Annotated in this window: 16 protein-coding genes; 6 read left to right on the forward strand and 10 right to left on the reverse strand. The window is 63.2% G+C overall.

All coding sequences use genetic code 11. The annotated features are described in order from the left end of the window. Nucleotides 1-13 precede the first annotated feature (13 nt). Entirely contained in the window at nt 14-2,080 is a 2,067-nt protein-coding gene (gene recG / locus AC1RRJ_RS00945) for an ATP-dependent DNA helicase RecG (protein WP_493119825.1), read from the forward strand. A gap of 43 nt (nt 2,081-2,123) precedes the next feature. Here the strand turns inward: recG and AC1RRJ_RS00950 are convergent, their stop codons facing one another. Together AC1RRJ_RS00950 and tyrS are read right to left on the reverse strand one after the other, a co-directional pair. Further along, nucleotides 2,124-2,465 (reverse strand): PilZ domain-containing protein, encoded by a 342-nt coding sequence (locus AC1RRJ_RS00950; protein ID WP_493119827.1) that lies wholly within the window; start codon nt 2,463-2,465, stop codon nt 2,124-2,126. Nucleotides 2,466-2,540: 75 nt separating this feature from the next. Beyond that, nucleotides 2,541-3,767, reverse strand: coding sequence for a tyrosine--tRNA ligase (gene tyrS / locus AC1RRJ_RS00955; protein ID WP_493119828.1), 1,227 nt, complete (start codon nt 3,765-3,767; stop codon nt 2,541-2,543). 32 nt (nt 3,768-3,799) lie between these two features. On the opposite strand from tyrS, the gene AC1RRJ_RS00960 reads away from it, so the two are divergent. From AC1RRJ_RS00960 to AC1RRJ_RS00975, 4 genes are read left to right on the forward strand one after another with little or no spacing between them, the layout of a single operon-like run. Then, nucleotides 3,800-4,357 carry a DOMON-like domain-containing protein gene (locus tag AC1RRJ_RS00960; protein ID WP_493119829.1) on the forward strand — a complete coding sequence of 186 codons (558 nt, stop codon included), beginning with the start codon at nt 3,800-3,802 and terminating at the stop codon, nt 4,355-4,357. Next, nucleotides 4,354-5,562, forward strand: a complete 1,209-nt coding sequence (locus AC1RRJ_RS00965; protein WP_493119830.1) for an exo-beta-N-acetylmuramidase NamZ family protein — start codon at nt 4,354-4,356, stop codon at nt 5,560-5,562. Before AC1RRJ_RS00960 ends, AC1RRJ_RS00965 begins: the two co-directional genes overlap by 4 nt. A 14-nt stretch (nt 5,563-5,576) precedes the next feature. Then, nucleotides 5,577-6,821 (forward strand): M24 family metallopeptidase, encoded by a 1,245-nt coding sequence (locus AC1RRJ_RS00970; RefSeq protein WP_493119831.1) that lies wholly within the window; start codon nt 5,577-5,579, stop codon nt 6,819-6,821. Next, complete coding sequence (locus AC1RRJ_RS00975) at nt 6,821-7,798, forward strand: hypothetical protein (RefSeq protein ID WP_493119832.1); 978 nt, start codon at nt 6,821-6,823, stop codon at nt 7,796-7,798. The genes AC1RRJ_RS00970 and AC1RRJ_RS00975 overlap by 1 nt, the downstream gene beginning before the upstream one ends. 3 nt (nt 7,799-7,801) lie before the next feature. On the opposite strand, the gene AC1RRJ_RS00980 is transcribed toward AC1RRJ_RS00975, so the two are convergent. From AC1RRJ_RS00980 to AC1RRJ_RS00995, 4 genes are all read right to left on the reverse strand, one after another. Further along, nucleotides 7,802-8,668 (reverse strand): DUF817 domain-containing protein, encoded by an 867-nt coding sequence (locus AC1RRJ_RS00980; RefSeq protein ID WP_493119833.1) that lies wholly within the window; start codon nt 8,666-8,668, stop codon nt 7,802-7,804. Continuing rightward, nucleotides 8,661-9,467 carry a lipid II flippase Amj family protein gene (locus AC1RRJ_RS00985; RefSeq protein ID WP_493119834.1) on the reverse strand — a complete coding sequence of 269 codons (807 nt, stop codon included), beginning with the start codon at nt 9,465-9,467 and terminating at the stop codon, nt 8,661-8,663. Before AC1RRJ_RS00985 ends, AC1RRJ_RS00980 begins: the two co-directional genes overlap by 8 nt. Nucleotides 9,468-9,630: 163 nt before the next feature. Beyond that, complete coding sequence (locus AC1RRJ_RS00990; protein ID WP_493119835.1) at nt 9,631-10,809, reverse strand: vWA domain-containing protein; 1,179 nt, start codon at nt 10,807-10,809, stop codon at nt 9,631-9,633. Between the two features lie 82 nt (nt 10,810-10,891). Next, nucleotides 10,892-11,245 carry a DUF2200 domain-containing protein gene (locus tag AC1RRJ_RS00995; protein WP_493119836.1) on the reverse strand — a complete coding sequence of 118 codons (354 nt, stop codon included), beginning with the start codon at nt 11,243-11,245 and terminating at the stop codon, nt 10,892-10,894. A 136-nt stretch (nt 11,246-11,381) separates the two neighbouring features. On the opposite strand from AC1RRJ_RS00995, the gene AC1RRJ_RS01000 reads away from it, so the two are divergent. Next, a complete protein-coding gene (locus AC1RRJ_RS01000) occupies nt 11,382-12,791 on the forward strand; it encodes a methyl-accepting chemotaxis protein (RefSeq protein WP_493119837.1) in 1,410 nt (469 codons plus the stop codon). 45 nt (nt 12,792-12,836) lie between these two features. Here AC1RRJ_RS01000 and AC1RRJ_RS01005 read toward each other — a convergent pair whose 3' ends face one another. The 4 genes from AC1RRJ_RS01005 to rpoD form a co-directional block, all read right to left on the reverse strand. Continuing rightward, nucleotides 12,837-13,682, reverse strand: a complete 846-nt coding sequence (locus AC1RRJ_RS01005) for an AAA family ATPase (protein WP_493119838.1) — start codon at nt 13,680-13,682, stop codon at nt 12,837-12,839. Nucleotides 13,683-13,784: 102 nt separating this feature from the next. Beyond that, on the reverse strand, nt 13,785-14,456 hold the full coding sequence (locus AC1RRJ_RS01010; protein WP_493119839.1) for a DUF6975 family protein: 672 nt from the start codon (nt 14,454-14,456) through the stop codon (nt 13,785-13,787). Between the two features lie 245 nt (nt 14,457-14,701). Next, nucleotides 14,702-14,983, reverse strand: coding sequence for a PspC domain-containing protein (locus AC1RRJ_RS01015; protein ID WP_493119841.1), 282 nt, complete (start codon nt 14,981-14,983; stop codon nt 14,702-14,704). Nucleotides 14,984-15,357: 374 nt separating this feature from the next. Continuing rightward, nucleotides 15,358-17,388, reverse strand: a complete 2,031-nt coding sequence (gene rpoD / locus AC1RRJ_RS01020; RefSeq protein WP_493119842.1) for an RNA polymerase sigma factor RpoD — start codon at nt 17,386-17,388, stop codon at nt 15,358-15,360. Between the last annotated feature and the right edge of the window lie 17 nt (nt 17,389-17,405).

Consider the following 17,405-nt stretch of genomic DNA (forward strand, 5'->3'; position numbering starts at 1 on the left):
ACAGGCCGCAATCATGCGACCCGAAATCCTCAATCCGCTCTTCGCCGCGCTCACCGACCTGAAAGGTGTCGGGCCGCAGCTTGCCAAGCCACTGACGCGGTTGGGGCTGGAGCGCATCATCGACGTGCTGTTCCATCTGCCGACCGGGCTGATCTCGCGATTCCCCGTCGACCGGCTCGATCAGGCGCTGGTGGGGCAGGCGATTATCGTCGACCTGACCGCGCAGGATTATCGTTCGGGCCGGTCCCCCCGCGCGCCCTTTGGCGTCGAGACTTTTGACAGCGCGGGCGATCATGTGCGGCTCGTTTATTTCGGGCGCGCGTCGGGACTGGCGCGCAAACTCTTCCCGCTGGGCGAGACGCGGCGCGTGTCGGGGCGGCTCGATATGTATGGCGACATGCGCCAGATCGTGCACCCGGATCATGTCGCCGAGCCGGGCGACGAGGCGGGGATCGCGATCCACGAACCCGTCTATCCGCTGACCGAGGGGCTGACCAACGCGCGGCTGTCGCAACTCGCGGCGGTGGCGCTCGAGCGGCGGCCCGAGCTCGCCGAATGGATCGACGCGCCCTTGCTCGGGGTCCGCGGCTGGCCCGCGTGGCGCGAGGCGATCGAGCGAGCGCATGCGAGCCCGCACGACGCCCCGGCGCGCGACCGGCTGGCCTATGACGAAATTTTCGCGAGCCAGGTCGCGCTGATGCTGATCCGTCAGGGGCTGCGCAACCGCAAGGGGCGCGCGGTGGTCGGCGACGGACGGCTGATCGATGCGCTGCGCCTGCCGTTCGGGCTGACCGGCGCGCAGGAGCGGGTGGGGCGCGAGATTGCCGCCGACATGGGCGGCGAGACGCCGATGCTGCGGATGCTGCAAGGCGATGTCGGGTCGGGCAAGACGCTGGTGGCGCTGCGCGCGATGCTCGCGGCGGTCGAGGCAGGAACGCAGACGGCGATGCTCGCGCCGACCGAGATACTGGCGCGCCAGCATTTCGCGACCTTGCAGAAGATGCTCGGCGGTCTGCCGGTCAATATCGCGATCCTCACCGGTCGCGACAAAGGCAAGGCACGCGAATCGACGCTGATGGGGCTCGCTGACGGCAGCATCGACATATTGGTCGGGACCCACGCGATTTTCCAGGATGCGGTGACGTATCGCGACCTGTCGCTCGTGGTCGTCGACGAACAGCACCGCTTCGGCGTCGCGCAGCGCTTGATGCTGACGCAAAAGGCGGCGCGGCCGCCGCATCTGCTGGTTATGACCGCGACCCCGATCCCGCGCACCTTGCTGCTCGCCAATCATGGCGAGATGGACGTGTCGCGGCTCGACGAAATGCCGCCGGGGCGCACCCCTGTCGACACGCGCGTCGTTTCGATCGACCGGCTCGACGAGGTGGTGGGCGGACTGGAACGCCATCTGGACGGCGGAGCGCAGGCCTATTGGGTGTGCCCGCTCGTCGCCGAAAGCGAGGCGAGCGAGCTGGCGGCGGCCGAGGAGCGCGCGGCACTGCTGCGTGAGCGACTTGGTGCCGACCGCGTCGGGCTGGTCCACGGCCGGATGAAAGGGCCCGACAAGGATGACGTCATGGCGCGCTTTCAGGCGGGCGAGATCGGCGTGCTCGTCGCGACGACGGTGATCGAGGTCGGGGTCGATGTTCCCGCCGCCAGCCTGATGATCATCGAGCATGCCGAGAATTTCGGGCTGGCGCAGCTCCACCAGCTGCGCGGGCGTGTCGGGCGCGGGACGGCGAAGTCGGTGTGCCTGTTGCTGCGATCGCAGAATCTGTCCGAAACCGCGCGCGAACGGCTGGCGCTGATGCGTGATACCAATGACGGGTTCGTGATCGCCGAGAAGGATCTGGAATTGCGTGGCGGCGGTGAGTTGCTGGGGCTCAAGCAGTCGGGCGATGCCGATTATCGGCTGGCGACGCCTGAACAGCTCGTCCGCTTGCTGCCGGTTGCGCACGACGATGCGCGGCTATTCGTCGAGCGCGACGGCGGGATGGACGGTGCGCGGGCCGAGCCGGTGCGGCTGTGCCTCTATCTGTTTGAACGCGATGCCGCAGTGCCATTGCTGCGGAGTGGGTAGGGCGTGTCCCTCCCGCTCACTGTAGGGGGGGAGATATCCTGCTTTAGTTGACGTCGCCGCGTCCGCCCATGGCGCGGATCATCGGCAGATAATCCTCGGCCGTGATCGACGTTTCGAACTGGACCCCGGTTTTGCCGGCTAGTGACCATACGACTTTCGCAGCAACGCGGCCGATGATCGGCATGCGAAAAACGATGAGGTCGCCAATCTCCAGCCCGCGTTCGAAGCGCATCAGCAGGCCATCGGCGCTGATGTTAACGCAGGTGCACATTTCCTGCCGCCCGTCGGGCATGACGAAAGGCAGACGTGCATAGACATCGCTGCGCGGAGCAATTCGCTGGTCGAGGCCGACATAGTGGGCCTTGCTGGTATCGATCTTACGCATACGTCCCGGACCTTTTATGGTTTGCAGAAAGGATCGGTTTCATTGCTGAAGAATCGGTAAACGCCTTTGGGCGGTTTAGCGAGTCACGAGCCCATGTTTCTTCGCGCCCAGACTGACCGGAATCGCTGTTTCGGCAGGCAGAATCAGGTGGTGCGGGTCGCGGATCACTTCGCCATCGACCTTCACCGCACCTTCGTCCAGCTTGCGGCGGGCCTCCTTGTTTGACGCCGCAAAGCCAAGCTCGCGCAGCGCGTTCAGGATGCCGATGCCGTCGGCCGGGGCCGCGACTTGCGGCAGGTCGCCGCCGATCTGTCCCTTTTCAAAGGTTTGCGCGGCGGTCTCCGAAGCTGTCCGCGCGGCCTCTTCGCCGCGGCACATAGCGGTCGCGGCGTCGGCGAGGATTTTCTTCGCCGTGTTGATCTCGGCGCCCTCGAGCGCTTCGAGCCGCGCAATCTCTTCGAGCGGCAGGTCGGTGAACAATTTCAGGAAGCGGCCGACGTCGCGGTCGTCGCAATTGCGCCAGAATTGCCAATAGTCAAAATGGGACAGTTGTTCGGGATTAAGCCACACCGCACCGGCGGCGGTTTTGCCCATTTTCGTCCCCGCTGCGGTGGTCAGCAGCGGAGTCGTCAGTCCGAACAACCCGGTGCCGTCCATGCGTCGACCGAGCTCCATCCCGTTGACGATATTGCCCCACTGGTCCGACCCGCCCATTTGCAGGCGGACGCCCATCGTCTGCGCCATATGCCGGAAATCATAGCCCTGCAGGATCATGTAGTTGAATTCGAGGAAGGTCATCGGCTGTTCGCGTTCGAGCCGCAGCTTGACCGAATCAAAGGTCATCATGCGGTTGATCGTGAAGTGGGTGCCGACTTCCTGCAGCAGCTGGATGTAGCCAAGCTGGCCGAGCCAGTCGGCATTGTTGACCATGATCGCGTCGGTCGGTCCGTCGCCGAAGGTCAGGAACTGTTTGAAGATGCTGAAGATCGACGCGATATTCTGCTCGATCGTCTCGTCGGTCAGCATCTTGCGGCTTTCGTCGCGCCCCGTGGGGTCGCCGATCCGCGTCGTTCCGCCACCCATCAGGACAACGGGCTTGTGCCCCGCCTGTTGCAGGCGGCGCAGCATCATGATCTGGACGAGGCTGCCGACGTGCAGGCTGGGCGCGGTTGCGTCGAAACCGATATACGCCGGGATGACCTGCTTCGCGGCGAGGTTATCGAGCCCTTCCGCGTCGGTCATCTGGTGGATATAGCCTCGTGTCTCGAGGGTGCGCAGCAGGTCGGATTTGTAACTGGTCATAACGGGCGGGCGCTTAGCATGGGGTTGGCGATTTGAATAGCATCCGAGAACAGCTGATCTGTCACCCCGACACCCCGGCGCGGTCGGTCACGGCGTTGTGGGCCGAGGTCGAATGGTCGTTCGACGATGGTTTTGTGCTGCGTTTCATCGTCGATGGTGCGATCGACCAGCTGGTGTTGCCACCGGGCGACGGGCAACTCGTCATCGCCGACAGTCCGACCGACGGGCTGTGGCAGAGCAGCTGTTTCGAAGCGTTTCTGACCGATGGCGAGGAGCCCGATTATACCGAGTTCAACTATGCCCCCGACGGCCGCTGGGCCTGTTACCAGTTCGACGATTATCGCTCGCTCCTCCACTCCGACGATCTGATGCCGTGGAGCATGACGGTCGAGCGCAGCCCGGCGCAATTTGCCCTGCGCGTCGAGCCGGGCATCTTTCCCGACAGCGGCACGCGAATGGCGCTGTCGGCGGTGATCGAGGAGCTCGACGGCACCAAAAGCTATTGGGCGCTGGCGCACCCGCCCGGGAAGCCCGACTTCCATCATCCCGATTGCTTTACACTCTCGCTTGGGGCACCCGACGCGGCATGACTGTCCAATTCGGCATCGACCGCCTGCTCGCCGACCCCGCGCTTCTGAAATCGCTGGAGGGCCGGCGCGTCGCGCTGCTCGCGCATCCCGCCTCGGTCACCGCCGACCTGACCCACAGCGTCGACGCGCTGGTTGCGGCGGGGATGAATGTCACCGCGATGTTCGGACCGCAGCATGGCGTGCGCGGCGACTTGCAGGACAATATGATGGAGTCGCCCGACTTCACCGACCCGACCTATGGCATGCCGGTGTTCAGCCTCTATGGCGAAGTGCGCCGCCCCACCGGCCAGTCGATGCACACATTCGATGTGATCCTGATCGACCTGCAGGACCTTGGCTGCCGCATCTACACCTATGTCACGACCTTGCTCTATATGCTCGAGGCCGCGGCGCAGCATGGCAAGGCGGTGTGGGTGCTCGACCGGCCGAACCCGGCGGGGCGCCCGGTCGAAGGCACGCTGCTGCGCGCCGGCTGGGAAAGCTTCGTCGGCGCGGGACCGATGGTGATGCGCCACGGGCTGACGATGGGCGAGATGGGCGCGTGGTTCATCCGTCATTTCAACCTCGACGTCGATTATCGCGTGGTCGAGATGAGCGGTTGGCAGCCCCATGCGGCGCCCGGCTACGGCTGGCCCGCGGATCGGGCGTGGGTGAATCCCAGCCCGAACGCCGCCAACATCAATATGGCGCGCGCCTATGCCGGGACGGTGATGGTCGAGGGCGCAACCCTGAGCGAAGGGCGCGGGACGACGCGCCCGCTCGAACTGTTCGGCGCGCCCGACATCGACGCGCGGGCGGTGATCGCCGAAATGCAGCGGCTGGCGCCCGAATGGCTGACGGGGTGTAAGTTGCGCGACATCTGGTTCGAGCCGACCTTCCACAAGCATGCCGGAAAGCTCAACAGCGGCGTGCATATCCACGCCGACGGGCCGTGGTACGACGATGCGGCGTTCCGGCCGTGGCGCGTACAGGCGCTGGGCTTCAAGGCGATCCGCGCGTTGTATCCCGACTATCCGATCTGGCGCGGCACCGACTTCAAATATGAGTACACCGACGACGTGCTCGCGATCGACGTGATAAACGGCGGGCCGATCCTGCGCGAGTGGGTCGACGACGCAGGCGCGGTGGCGGGCGATCTGGATGCGCTGGCGCTGCCCGACGAGGCGGCTTGGCGCGCGGAAATTGCGGATTTGCTCATTTATTGACGAAGGGGATGACGATGCACCGGAGGCAATTTCTCGGAACCGCGGCCTTCGCCGGTTTTGCTGCGACTTTGCCCGCGCCGCTATTCGCGACCGATACCGCCGGTCTCCCCAACCTCGCTGCCAATGCGGTGCAGATCGGCAAGGCCGAACGCGTCGCGCGGATCGCGAAGGCGAAGGAACTGATGCGCGCGAACGATATTGGCGCGCTGCTGATCGAGCCGGGATCGAGCCTCATTTATTTCACCGGGGTTGAATGGTGGCGCAGCGAGCGACTGACCGCAGCGGTGCTGACCCGTGAAGGCGAGGTGGCGATCGTCACGCCCTTTTTCGAAGAGCCATCGGTGCGTGAGAGCCTTGGCGTTCCGGCCGAGGTGCTGACGTGGAACGAGGATGAAAATCCGCTCGCTGCGGTCGCGGGCTGGCTGGGCAAACGCGGGCTGGCGAAGGGCCGGATCGGGGTCGAGGAAACGGTACGCTATTTCGCGGTCGATGGCCTCGAAAAGGCGATGCCGGGCGCGACGGTCGTCAACGGAGCGCCGGTGGTTCGCGGCTGTCGCATGCACAAATCGCCCGCCGAAATCGCGTTGATGCAGATCGCCGCCGACATCACGCTCGCCGCCTATCGTCACACCGCCCCGCGGGTTGAGGGGGGGATGACCCCGGCCGACATCGGCGCGATCATGAAGGGTGCGACGACTGCGCTTGGCGGGCGGAGCGAATTTGAACTCATCCTGCTCGGCGAGGCGAGTGCCTATCCGCATGGGTCGGGCAAGCCGCAGGCCGTGCGCGAAGGCGAGGTCGTGTTGATGGACTGCGGTGCCACCGTTCACGGTTATCAATCCGATATTTCGCGGACCTTTGTTCATGGCAAGGCTACGCTGCGCCAGCGGCAGGTCTGGGACCAGATGCGCAAGGGGCAGGATGTGGCTTTTGCCGCCGCGAAGATCGGGACGCCAGCGGGGCAGGTCGATGATGCGGTGCGCGCCTATTATGAAAGCCTTGGCTGGGGGCCGGGCTATAAACTCCCCGGCACCTCGCACCGTACCGGCCACGGCATCGGCCTCGACGGGCATGAACCGGTCAATCTGGTGCGCGGCGAGACGACAAAGCTCACGTCGGGCATGTGTTTTTCGAACGAGCCGGGTATCTATATCCCCGGCGAATTCGGGATCCGGCTCGAGGATTGTTTCCATATGACCGATAGTGGGCCACAGTGGTTCAGCGAACCGCCGCCGTCGATCGATCGGCCGTTCGCGTGATGGCGATCCGTCTTGTTTTCGTGCTCGCGGCTTGTCTGTTCGCGAGGGCGGCTTTGGCGGCGCCCGAGACGTGTCAGCTTGGCGCCGAGGATCAGGCGTGGATCGGCGGGGCGCTCACAAATTGGGAATATGCCACTGCGAAATTTCTGCGGTTGCCGCCGGTACCGTTGCCGCAAATTGTCGCGGTCGATGCGCGTTGCCAGGCCAATGCGCTGCCTGTCGCCGGCCAGCCGATTGTCTGGAAGGGGCGGCTGCATGGCGGGGAAATGCTGCTTCCCGATGGCGCAAAGGCACCGGTCGGCGTGGTCGCCTTTGCAGGTCCCGATGACAAGGGGCTGCGCGATGGCTTTTTCGTGATGAGCATGCCCTCGATATGGCGCGCCGCCGGGGTGACGAGTGAGCTCGGGCTCGAAACGCTTATGGACGGGGTGCTGCTTCATGAGATGATGCACACGCGGCAATTCGCCTCGCTCAATCCGCACCTTGCAGCGCTGAGCCGCCAATATGGTCTACCCGACGATATCAACGATGATTCATTGCAGCGCGCGTTCGAGGGCGATGCAGATTATGTCCGGGCCTTTCAAGCCGAGACCGGGCTGCTCTACGCCGCCGCCGCCGCGGCCGACGATGCGGAGGCGCGGCGCCTGGCGCGCGAGGCGCTGGCGGCGATGCGTGCGCGGCATGCGCGATGGTTCACCGGCGCGAACGCCAAATGGGCGCCGCTGGATGATGTCTTCCTGCAGATGGAAGGGCTTGGTCAGTGGCTCATCTATAAATGGTATGTCGACGGGCCACACCGTACCTATGCCCCCGACGTGGCGGAGCGCGCGGTGCGGCGGCGCAAGACGCAATGGTCGCAGGATCAGGGGCTGGGGTTAATGCTCGTCGTCGACCGGCTGGTTCCCGACTGGCGTGCGCGGGCGTTCGCACCCGAGCCAGCGCTTGCTGAAGAACTGCTGGCACTCGCCGCGCGGTAATCGTCAATCCACTGAGGGGGCAGACGGCGGGCTGTGCGGCCGCTGGACTAGGCTGACCAGCACGAATGAAATGATCATCAGCAGATACCAGCTGCCGAGCTTTTCCAGCCCGACCATGTGCCAGCCGTCGTTTTGGCTTGGATAGGTCCAGGCGCGGGCGAAGGTGCCGATATTCTCGGCGAACCAGATGAACAGCGCGACGAGGGCCCAGCCGACAAGCAAGGGCATGCGCCGGTGGACGTGGTGCGGACGGAACCACACCTGACAGCGCCAGAAGAGGAGGGCGGTCGCGGCGAACAGCAGCCAGCGAATGTCAGGCAGCCAGTGGTGTGCGAAGAAATTGACATAGATCGCGGCGGCGAGGGCGTAGCTTGTCCAAGCGGGCGGATAGCCCGTGTAGCGGAAGTCAAAGATACGCCAGACGCGGGCGATATAGCTGCCGACTGCAGCATACATGAAGCCCGAGAAGAGTGGGACGGCGCCGATGTGGAGCAGGCTCGCTTCGGGATATTGCCATGATCCGGCAGCGGTCTTGAACAGCTCCATCACTGTGCCGACGATGTGGAAGATCAGAATGACGACGGCTTCGCGCGGCGTTTCGAGCCGGAAGGCAAGCATGGCGAGCTGGATCAGCACCGCGCCGATGGTGATCGCGTCATAGCGGTGGATCGGCGCATCGTCAGGCCAGAAGAGATGGGTGCCGAGCAAGAGCGCGAGCATCAGCCCGCCGAACAGGCACGCCCAGCCCTGTTTGAAGCCGAAGACGAGAAATTCGAGGAACCAGCCGCGCGGCCCCGGCGTGACTGCCATCGCCTCGAGCCGCGCGCGGACGGCATGGAAGCGGCTGTGGCCGCGTTCCGGATCAGACATAGACGGCGACGTAGGCGATCAGCAGTGCGGCCGGGAGCAGCAGCAGTTGGGCGAGGATGGTGCCGGCAAGGCGGCTCAGCGAGATGAGCGTGATTGCGCGGCGGAAGTCGGCCTCGTCGACTTTGCCCTCGACCGCATCGTCGGTCATCACCGATAGCTGCGGGTCGATGAAGGCAAACAGGAGTATCGTGGCGAAGCCGTTGATCAGCGCCGAAAGCTGCGACGCGGTAACGCGGAATTCGGGGGCGAGATAGCCGGCATAGAGCGACGCGACGACCCCGACCGCGAGCAGCGACTGCGCGAGGCAATTGGCGATGAGAACGCCCCAGCCGATCCCCTTCGGCATGCGCCAGCCGCGCAGATGGGCGAGGCTGGGGAAGCGGAGCGACTGGCGGAATGTGCGTAGTCCGCTCGGGCTCGCGGCCTTGAGCGCGAGTTTCGTTGTCGAACGATTGGTCTGATACCAGCCGATGGCGACCGCGAACATGCGCTGCGCCGTGGGTACGAGCAATATGCCGATCAGGGTGGCGACGCTGGCGGCCGCGAGGACGAATTGCATGTCGATGAACAGCGAGGCGCCGCTGCCGTCGTGGATGCGCGTCTCGATCCGCTTGGCGAGGAAGGGGCCAAGGAAACTGTTCGAGGTGCGCGAGAAGAGCACGAGGATGTTGAACAGCGCGAAGGACATCGCGATCCGCCGCGTCCGCACCCCCGCGATCCGCGCGGCATAGGCGAGCGCGCCGATCAGGTTGATGAAGCCGGTGAGCAACAGGATGATGATGAGGGGGAGGTCGATCATGGCGGGCCTGATACAGCCGGATCCGGGATGATCCGTTCGTGTCGAGCGCAGTCGAGATACCCCGGAGGCGTGCACGGCCGATGGGCATCTCGACTGCGCTCGATGCGAACGGAATTAGGGGATCGCGTCGACGTCGTCACGGCCTAAATGGGCCGCCCTGCCGTCAATGTTTCCGCGTCAACTCGCGCATCGCATCGTCGAGGCCCGACAGGCTGAGCGGATACATGCGGTCGTTCATCAGCTGTTTGATCAGCTTCACCGACTGGGTGTAGCCCCAATGTGCCTCGGGCACCGGGTTCAGCCAGACGGCGGCGGGGTAAACATGGGTGATCCGCTGGAGCCAGACCGCGCCCGATTCCTCGTTGAAATGTTCGACGCTGCCGCCCGGATGGGTGATTTCATAGGCGCTCATCGACGCATCGCCGACGAATATCGCTTTATAATCATGGCCATATTTGTGGAGGATATCCCACATCTGGTGGCGTTCGGACCAGCGGCGCTTATTGTCCTTCCACACGCCCTCATAGGGGCAGTTGTGGAAATAGAAGAATTCCAGATTCTTGAATTCGGTCGTCGCGGCGCTGAACAATTCTTCGCACAGCTTGATGAACGGATCCATCGACCCGCCGACATCGAGGAACAGCAGCAGTTTGACCGCATTGCGCCGTTCGGGGCGCATTTTGATGTCGAGCCAGCCCTGCCGCGCGGTGCCGTCGATCGTACCCGGAATGTCGAGTTCGTCGGCGGCGCCCTCGCGCGCAAATTTGCGCAGGCGGCGGAGCGCGATCTTGATGTTGCGGGTGCCAAGTTCCTTGGTGTTGTCGAGATTGGCGAATTCGCGCTTTTCCCAGACCTTGAGCGCGCGCTTATGCTTGCTCTCGCCGCCGATCCGCACGCCCTCGGGGTTGTAGCCCGAATTGCCGAAGGGCGAGGTGCCGCCGGTGCCGATCCATTTGTTGCCGCCCTGATGGCGCTTTTGCTGTTCTTCGAGCCGCTCTTTCAGCGTCTCCATGATCTTGTCCCAGTCGCCCAAGGACTTGATCGCCTCCATCTCCTCGGCCGACAGATATTTTTCGGCGACGGCCTTCAGCCATTCTTCGGGAATGTCGACGGGGTTCTGGCCATAATCGGTTAGCAGGCCCTTGAAAACCTTGTTGAACACCTGATCGAACCGGTCGAGCAGGCCCTCGTCCTTCACGTAAATCGCGCGACTGAGATAATAGAATTGCTCGGGGGTGCGGTCGATCACCTCGCGGTCGAGCGCCTCCAGCAGCATCAGATGCTCTTTCAGACTGGCGGGGATACCCGCGGCACGCAGTTCGTCGAGAAAACCGAGAAGCATGGGGAGGGACTATCCTGTCGCGGCGATGCGCGCAACTGCTTTACGTAAACGGAAAGCGCGGCGCGTCCAATCGAAGCACGTGCTACTGTTTCCGCAGGATTTTTTCCATCGGACGTCCTTTGGCGAGTTCATCGATCAGCTTGTCGAGGTAACGGATTTCGCGCATGACGGGTTCTTCAATGTCTTCCACTCTGACGCCGCAGACCACGCCGGTAATCAGCGATCGTGCGGGATTCATCAGGGGCGCCTCGCCGAAAAAATCCTCGAAGCCGACATTCCTCGCCAATTGATCTTCGAGTGTCGCCTGGCTGTGGCCCGTGAGCCAGCGCAGGATTTCATCGACCTCGGCTTTCGTTCGGCCCTTTTTCTCCGCCTTGGCGATATAAAGGGGATAAACGCTCGCGACGCTCATCGAATAGATGCGATGGTTTGCCATGGTCCCTCCTGATGGGGCTTGTCGATCATGAACCTTTCTCGTCGTCATTGGCGTTGTCCTGCTTTCCCAGCGTCTCAAGGCGTCGAGTTGACCCGGCATTAACCATTGTCCGGCATAGCATCGCGATCAATCTGACGTGGGTGGCGCAATGAAATATGATCCGATCAATCCGGTGGCGCAGATACTCGACCAGTCGGTGGCGAGCGATTGCGGCGAACTGGCCGTCGGTTGTAGCGATGCCGCGGGGCGTATCAAGCGCGCGACCGATCAGATGGACCGCCAGATCGGTGATCTCGTCCGGCTGGAGGGCTATGTCGTCAGCCTCGAAGCTGACCAGCGCCAGATCGCCGATTCGACCGACGAAGCAAAGCTCCTATCGGCGCGGGCTTGCGAGCAGCTTGATGCTGGCGCCGAGCGCGTCAACACTGCGGTCAGCGAATTCCGCTCGGTCATCGACCTCGTCGCGCGGCTGGGGACGCATGTCACCAATTTTGCGTCGGTAATGGAGCAGGTACAGCAGGTCAGCCAGTCGATCGAACAGATTGCCAAGACGACCAATATGCTGGCGCTCAACGCTGCGATCGAGGCCGAGCGCGCCGGCGACGCCGGGCGCACCTTTGCGGTCGTCGCCGCCGAGGTGAAGAAGCTTGCGCAAAATACCCGCGGCGCAACCGATGAAATCCGCCGCAGCATTGGCAGTCTGGCCGCCGAAGCGGGCGGGCTGGTCACCGAAATCCAGTCGGGGGTCGAGCAGTCGAGCCGCGCCGAGGCGCAGTTCGAAACGATCACCGATGCGCTGCACGATGCGACGCATCTCGTCGCATTGCTTGACGACCAGAGCGACCGGATCGCGCAATCGAGCGCGATGGTGCATGCCAATGGCGCGAAAGTGCGGGAAGCACTCGATCGCGTCGTCGGTTCGGTACGCGACAATAGCGCGACTCTCGAGGGGACGCGCGACAGCATCGTGTCGATGGAGCATGTGTCGAGCCGCATGTTCAACGCGGTGATTTCGGCCGGCGTCAGTCCACAGGATTCGGCGGTGGTCGACCTTGCAGCGCGAGTGCGCGACGAGTTCGTCGCGATGGCCGAGCGCGCCATCGACAATGGTCAGCTGACGATGGAACAGCTGTTCGATACGGACTATGTGCGCGTGCCAGGGTCGAACCCCGAGCGTTTCCGTACATCGCTCTGCGACTGGGCCGACGCGAACTGGCGGCCGCTGTTCGACCGCATCGTCGCCGAACATCCCGAGATCAAGATGTCGTCAGCGGGCGATATGAACGGCTTTCTGCCCACGCATATCACCTATTGTTCGCGCGCACCGACCGGCGAGCTTGAGCATGACACCGCGCACTGCCGCAACGGCCGCATTCTGTTCGACGATACCGACGCGGCAGCGAAGCGCAGCACCGCGCCCTTTTTCATGACCGTCTATCGTCAGGAAGGCGACGGCATCCATTATATCACGGTGCGCAACGTCTATATGCCCGCGACGATCAATGGTCGCCGCTGGGGCGATGTCGAGGTGGCGTATCAGCTTTGAGAATTGATCCTCCCCATCGCTTTGCGACAGGGAGGATTCAGGAGATCAGCCCCCCTGACGACGCGCCATGAAGGCGAGCTTTTCGAACAGCATTACATCCTGCTCATTCTTGAGCAATGCGCCGTGGAGCGGGGGGATGGCTTTGCCTACGTCGCGGTTCTGAAGCACTTCCAGCGGCATGTCCTCGTTGAGGAGCAGCTTGAGCCAGTCGATCAACTCGCTGGTGGAGGGCTTTTTCTTGAGGCCCGGGACGTCGCGGACTTCGTAGAAAATGTCCATCGCGCGGCTGACCAGTGTCTTCTGGATGCCGGGGAAATGGACTTCGACGATGTCGGCCATCGTGTCGCGGTCGGGGAATTTGATATAGTGAAAGAAGCAGCGGCGCAGGAAGGCGTCGGGCAGTTCCTTTTCATTGTTCGAGGTGATGACGACGATCGGGCGCTCCCTGGCGCTCACTGTCTCGTCAGTTTCATAGACATGGAAGGCCATGCGATCGAGTTCCTGAAGCAGATCGTTCGGGAATTCGATGTCGGCCTTGTCGATCTCGTCGATCAGCAGGACGGGGAGCTTGGGGGCGGTGAACGCCTCCCACAATTTGCCCTTGCGGATATAGTTGCCGATGTCGTGGACGCGCTCTTCGCCGAGTTGGCCATCGCGCAGACGCGCGACCGCGTCATATTCATAGAGGCCCTGCTGGGCCTTCGTTGTCGACTTGATGTTCCAGGTGATCAGCGGCGCGTCGAATGCCTTGGAAATTTCTTCGGCCAGTACGGTCTTGCCGGTGCCGGGTTCGCCCTTCACGAGCAGCGGGCGCCGCAGCATCGTCGCGGCGTTGACCGCGACCTTCAGATCGTCGGTCGCAATATAGGCGCTGGTTCCCTCGAAACGCATGGCGGCTCGGCCTTCCCTTAACGTGAACGTCAACTGGGAATTGCATAGCGAGGGGAGGGGAAGGGTGCAAGCGAGTCTCCCCTCCCGAGGCGGGAGGGGATTTCAGGAAATCGCCCTGCTTGCCGCCCGCGCTGCCATAAGATCCCACAGGCCGCTGTGCTGGGCGATTAGCTGCTGCGCGCCGAATGTCATCGCGCGTTCGACCGCGGCGCTGTCGGCGATGGTGCCGGCGAGCCGCGCGGTGTCGCGAAGGTCGGGGAGCGTGCAAGTGGGCACGGCCATGTCGAGCCGCTGGGCGCTGATGTCGAGGAGCACGCGGATCGTGCGCCAGTCGAGCGTCAGCGCGATGGCCGCCCCGATCGCGCAGCCGTGGCGATCCGATTCGGCGAGCATGTCGAGCGCGCGGCGCTGCGCCGCGACGGCGGCCTCGCACTGCGCCTGACCCTGGGTGCTCGGCACCGGGCCGACCGCAGCGGCGATCTTCGACAGGAAGGCGCGCTCTTCGGCAAAGGCCTTGGCGGCTTCGTCGAGCCAGGGGCGCGATGCGGGATCGACCGCCTTGCGTGCAGCGCTATCGATCACGCCCGGATGGCGACCGTGTAGCAGGCAGAGGAAATGGACGGCGTCGGCGAGATTGCGCATCGCCTCTCCGCCGCTCGACAGCGCGCCCGAGCGGACATGGGCATGCGCGCCGGTGCCGTTGCTGGCAACCAGCGCATCGAGCATTTCCGCGGCGCTGCGCGTTTGCGGTCTGGGCTGGATAGACTGGCTCAACTCTTCATCCTCGCCTGCGGCGGCGGGACAGGCCCGCGCCGGTGAATTCTGGCGATCAGCGATAGAGCAACGTCGTAAACGACGCGTTTATGCGCGGCGGAAGAATCGATGAACCGTTGTTCCAGCGCGGGACGGAAACCAAAGCGACCGGCAAGCCCGGGGAAGCTTGCCGGTCGTTTCATGGCGCCAGTGGGCACCATGAAGGCGGGAGGGGCGGGCCGGGGGAGAGAGCGGCCCGTTTCCCGTCAGGCCGCGAGTGCGAATTCCTCGGCCGGGTGAGCGGCAGGCGCGGCTTCTGTCGAGGCGGAAGGAGCGGCTGCCGGGACCGGGAAGAGCAGGCGTGATGCGAGCACGATGGCACCGAGGCCGAAATAGGCGGCGAAGGTCTGCACCGGGAAGAAGAAAAGCGGTGCGATCAGCGCGAGGCGCAGCCACAGCGGGTTGAAACCGAAATCCTGGCCCACGGCCTCGCAAATGCCAAAGAAGGTATCGCGGCGGCGGAAGAGGTTGGTGGTATCGTTGTCCATTGTCTCGTCTTTCCCTTTGGCTGCGGACACGGGCCCGTGCTGATGCGGTATGCATCGCAAAGGCCGTGCCAATTTGTGCAGTCCCCAATTTTCCGGGCTTTTTCGGGTTAGTCGATCGCCGCTGCCTGCCCTGGGTCGCGGATCGTTTCCCATCAAGTGGGATTGATTGCCATTTGATGGGTAGCGCCTGAACCGATGATGAAGCGCCGCCTTTCGATGACGAGCCGCTATCTGGTGCGCAAATGTGAAGATTCAACGACCGCCGGGTAAAAAATTGTGCAGTGCAGCATTGGGGCAACACTTTGTTACAAGGCGGAAACAAAACACCCCGCCGGCGAGGGCGGGGTGTTTGATGTCCGAAAGGCCCGGAGAGCTTACTGGTCGAGGAAGCTGCGCATCTTGCGGCTGCGGCTCGGGTGCTTCAGCTTGCGGAGCGCTTTCGCCTCGATCTGGCGAATACGTTCGCGGGTCACGCTGAACTGCTGGCCCACCTCTTCGAGGGTGTGGTCGGTGTTCATCCCGATGCCGAAGCGCATGCGAAGGACGCGTTCCTCGCGCGGAGTCAGCGAGGCAAGGACGCGGGTGACCGTTTCCTTGAGGTTCGACTGCACCGCGGCGTCGACCGGGATGACGGCATTCTTGTCCTCGATGAAATCGCCGAGGTGGCTGTCTTCCTCGTCGCCGATCGGCGTTTCGAGACTGATCGGCTCCTTGGCGATCTTCATCACCTTGCGGACCTTTTCGAGCGGCATCGACAGACGCTCGGCCATTTCTTCCGGGGTCGGCTCGCGGCCGCTTTCGTGGAGGAACTGGCGGCTGCAACGGACCAGCTTGTTGATCGTTTCGATCATATGCACCGGGATGCGGATGGTGCGCGCCTGATCGGCGATCGAGCGGGTGATCGCCTGACGGATCCACCAGGTCGCATAGGTGCTGAACTTGTAGCCGCGGCGGTACTCGAACTTGTCGACCGCCTTCATCAGGCCGATATTGCCTTCCTGAATCAGGTCGAGGAACTGCAGGCCACGGTTCGTATATTTCTTCGCGATCGAGATCACGAGACGCAGGTTCGCTTCGACCATTTCCTTCTTGGCGATGCGCGCTTCGCGCTCGCCCTTCTGGACCATGTTCACGACGCGGCGGAATTCAATCAGGCTCATGCCCGCGGCTTGCGCGATTTCCGAAATTTCGACGCGGATGCGGTCGACTGCACCGGCTTCATTCTCGGCGAAGGCGGCCCATTTCTTGTCGATTGCCTTGACGCTGTCGATCCAGTTTTCCTCAAGCTCACGCCCGACATAATTGTCGAGGAACGACTTGCGCGGAACCTTGTGGCGCTCGGCGAGGCGCAGCATCTGGCCGCCAAGAGCGGTCAGGCGACGATTATAGCTGTAGAGCTGATCGACGAGATATTCGATCTTGGTGCCGTGGAACTGCACGCTTTCGACTTGCGCGGTGAGTTCCTCGCGCAGCTTGTGATATTTCTTTTCCGACGCGGCGGGGAATTCGCCGCCCGACGACAGCGCTTCGAGGCGGGTGTCCTGAAGCTTGGAGAAGGCCTTGAAGCTTTTGGTGATGGCGGCGAATTTCTCCAGCGCGTCGGGCTTGAGCAATTCTTCCATCGCCGCGAGGCTCAGGGTGTTGTCTTCTTCTTCCTCTTCGAAATTCTCGCGCTTCTTTGCGCCTTCGCCGTCCTCGTCGTCGCTGTCGGCTTCGGGCTCGTCCTCGACCTCATCTTCGTCCTTGAACGAGACGCCGGCGGTCTTTTCGCTGATCTCGCCATTGTCATCTTCGGCGGCCTCGAGGCTTTCGGGCGCCGGATCCTTGACGAGCATCGCTTCGAGATCGACGATCTCGCGCAGCTGCATGTCGCCATTGTTGAGCGCGTTCGACCATTCGATGATCGCGTTGAAGGTCAGCGGGCTTTCGCACAGGCCGAGGATCATCGTGTCGCGGCCAGCCTCGATGCGCTTCGCGATTGCGATTTCGCCTTCGCGGCTGAGCAGTTCGACCGCGCCCATTTCGCGCAGATACATGCGCACCGGGTCGTCGGTGCGGTCGACGACTTCCTTCTTCTTTTCGATCGCGGGGTTCGACACCGAACCCGTGCCGGCGCTGACATCGACTTCGTCGTCGGTCTCGGCTTCGGTCTCTTCCTGAACATCCTCGTCGCTTTCGACGATATTGATGCCCATGTCGGAGATCGCCGACATGATGTCCTCGATCTGCTCGGACGACATCTGGTCCTGCGGAAGCGCCTCGTTCAGCTCGTCATAGGTCAGGTAGCCGCGCTTTTTGCCGCGCGCGATCAGCTTTTTGACGTCGGCCTCGTTGAGGTCGATCAGCGGTGCGTCGGCATCGACATCGACGTCGGTATCGGTATCGGCTTCTTGCTTGCTTGCCATGTAATATTCCTGCCTCG

This window comes from Sphingopyxis sp. GW821-FHT12C06 (assembly GCF_058807415.1).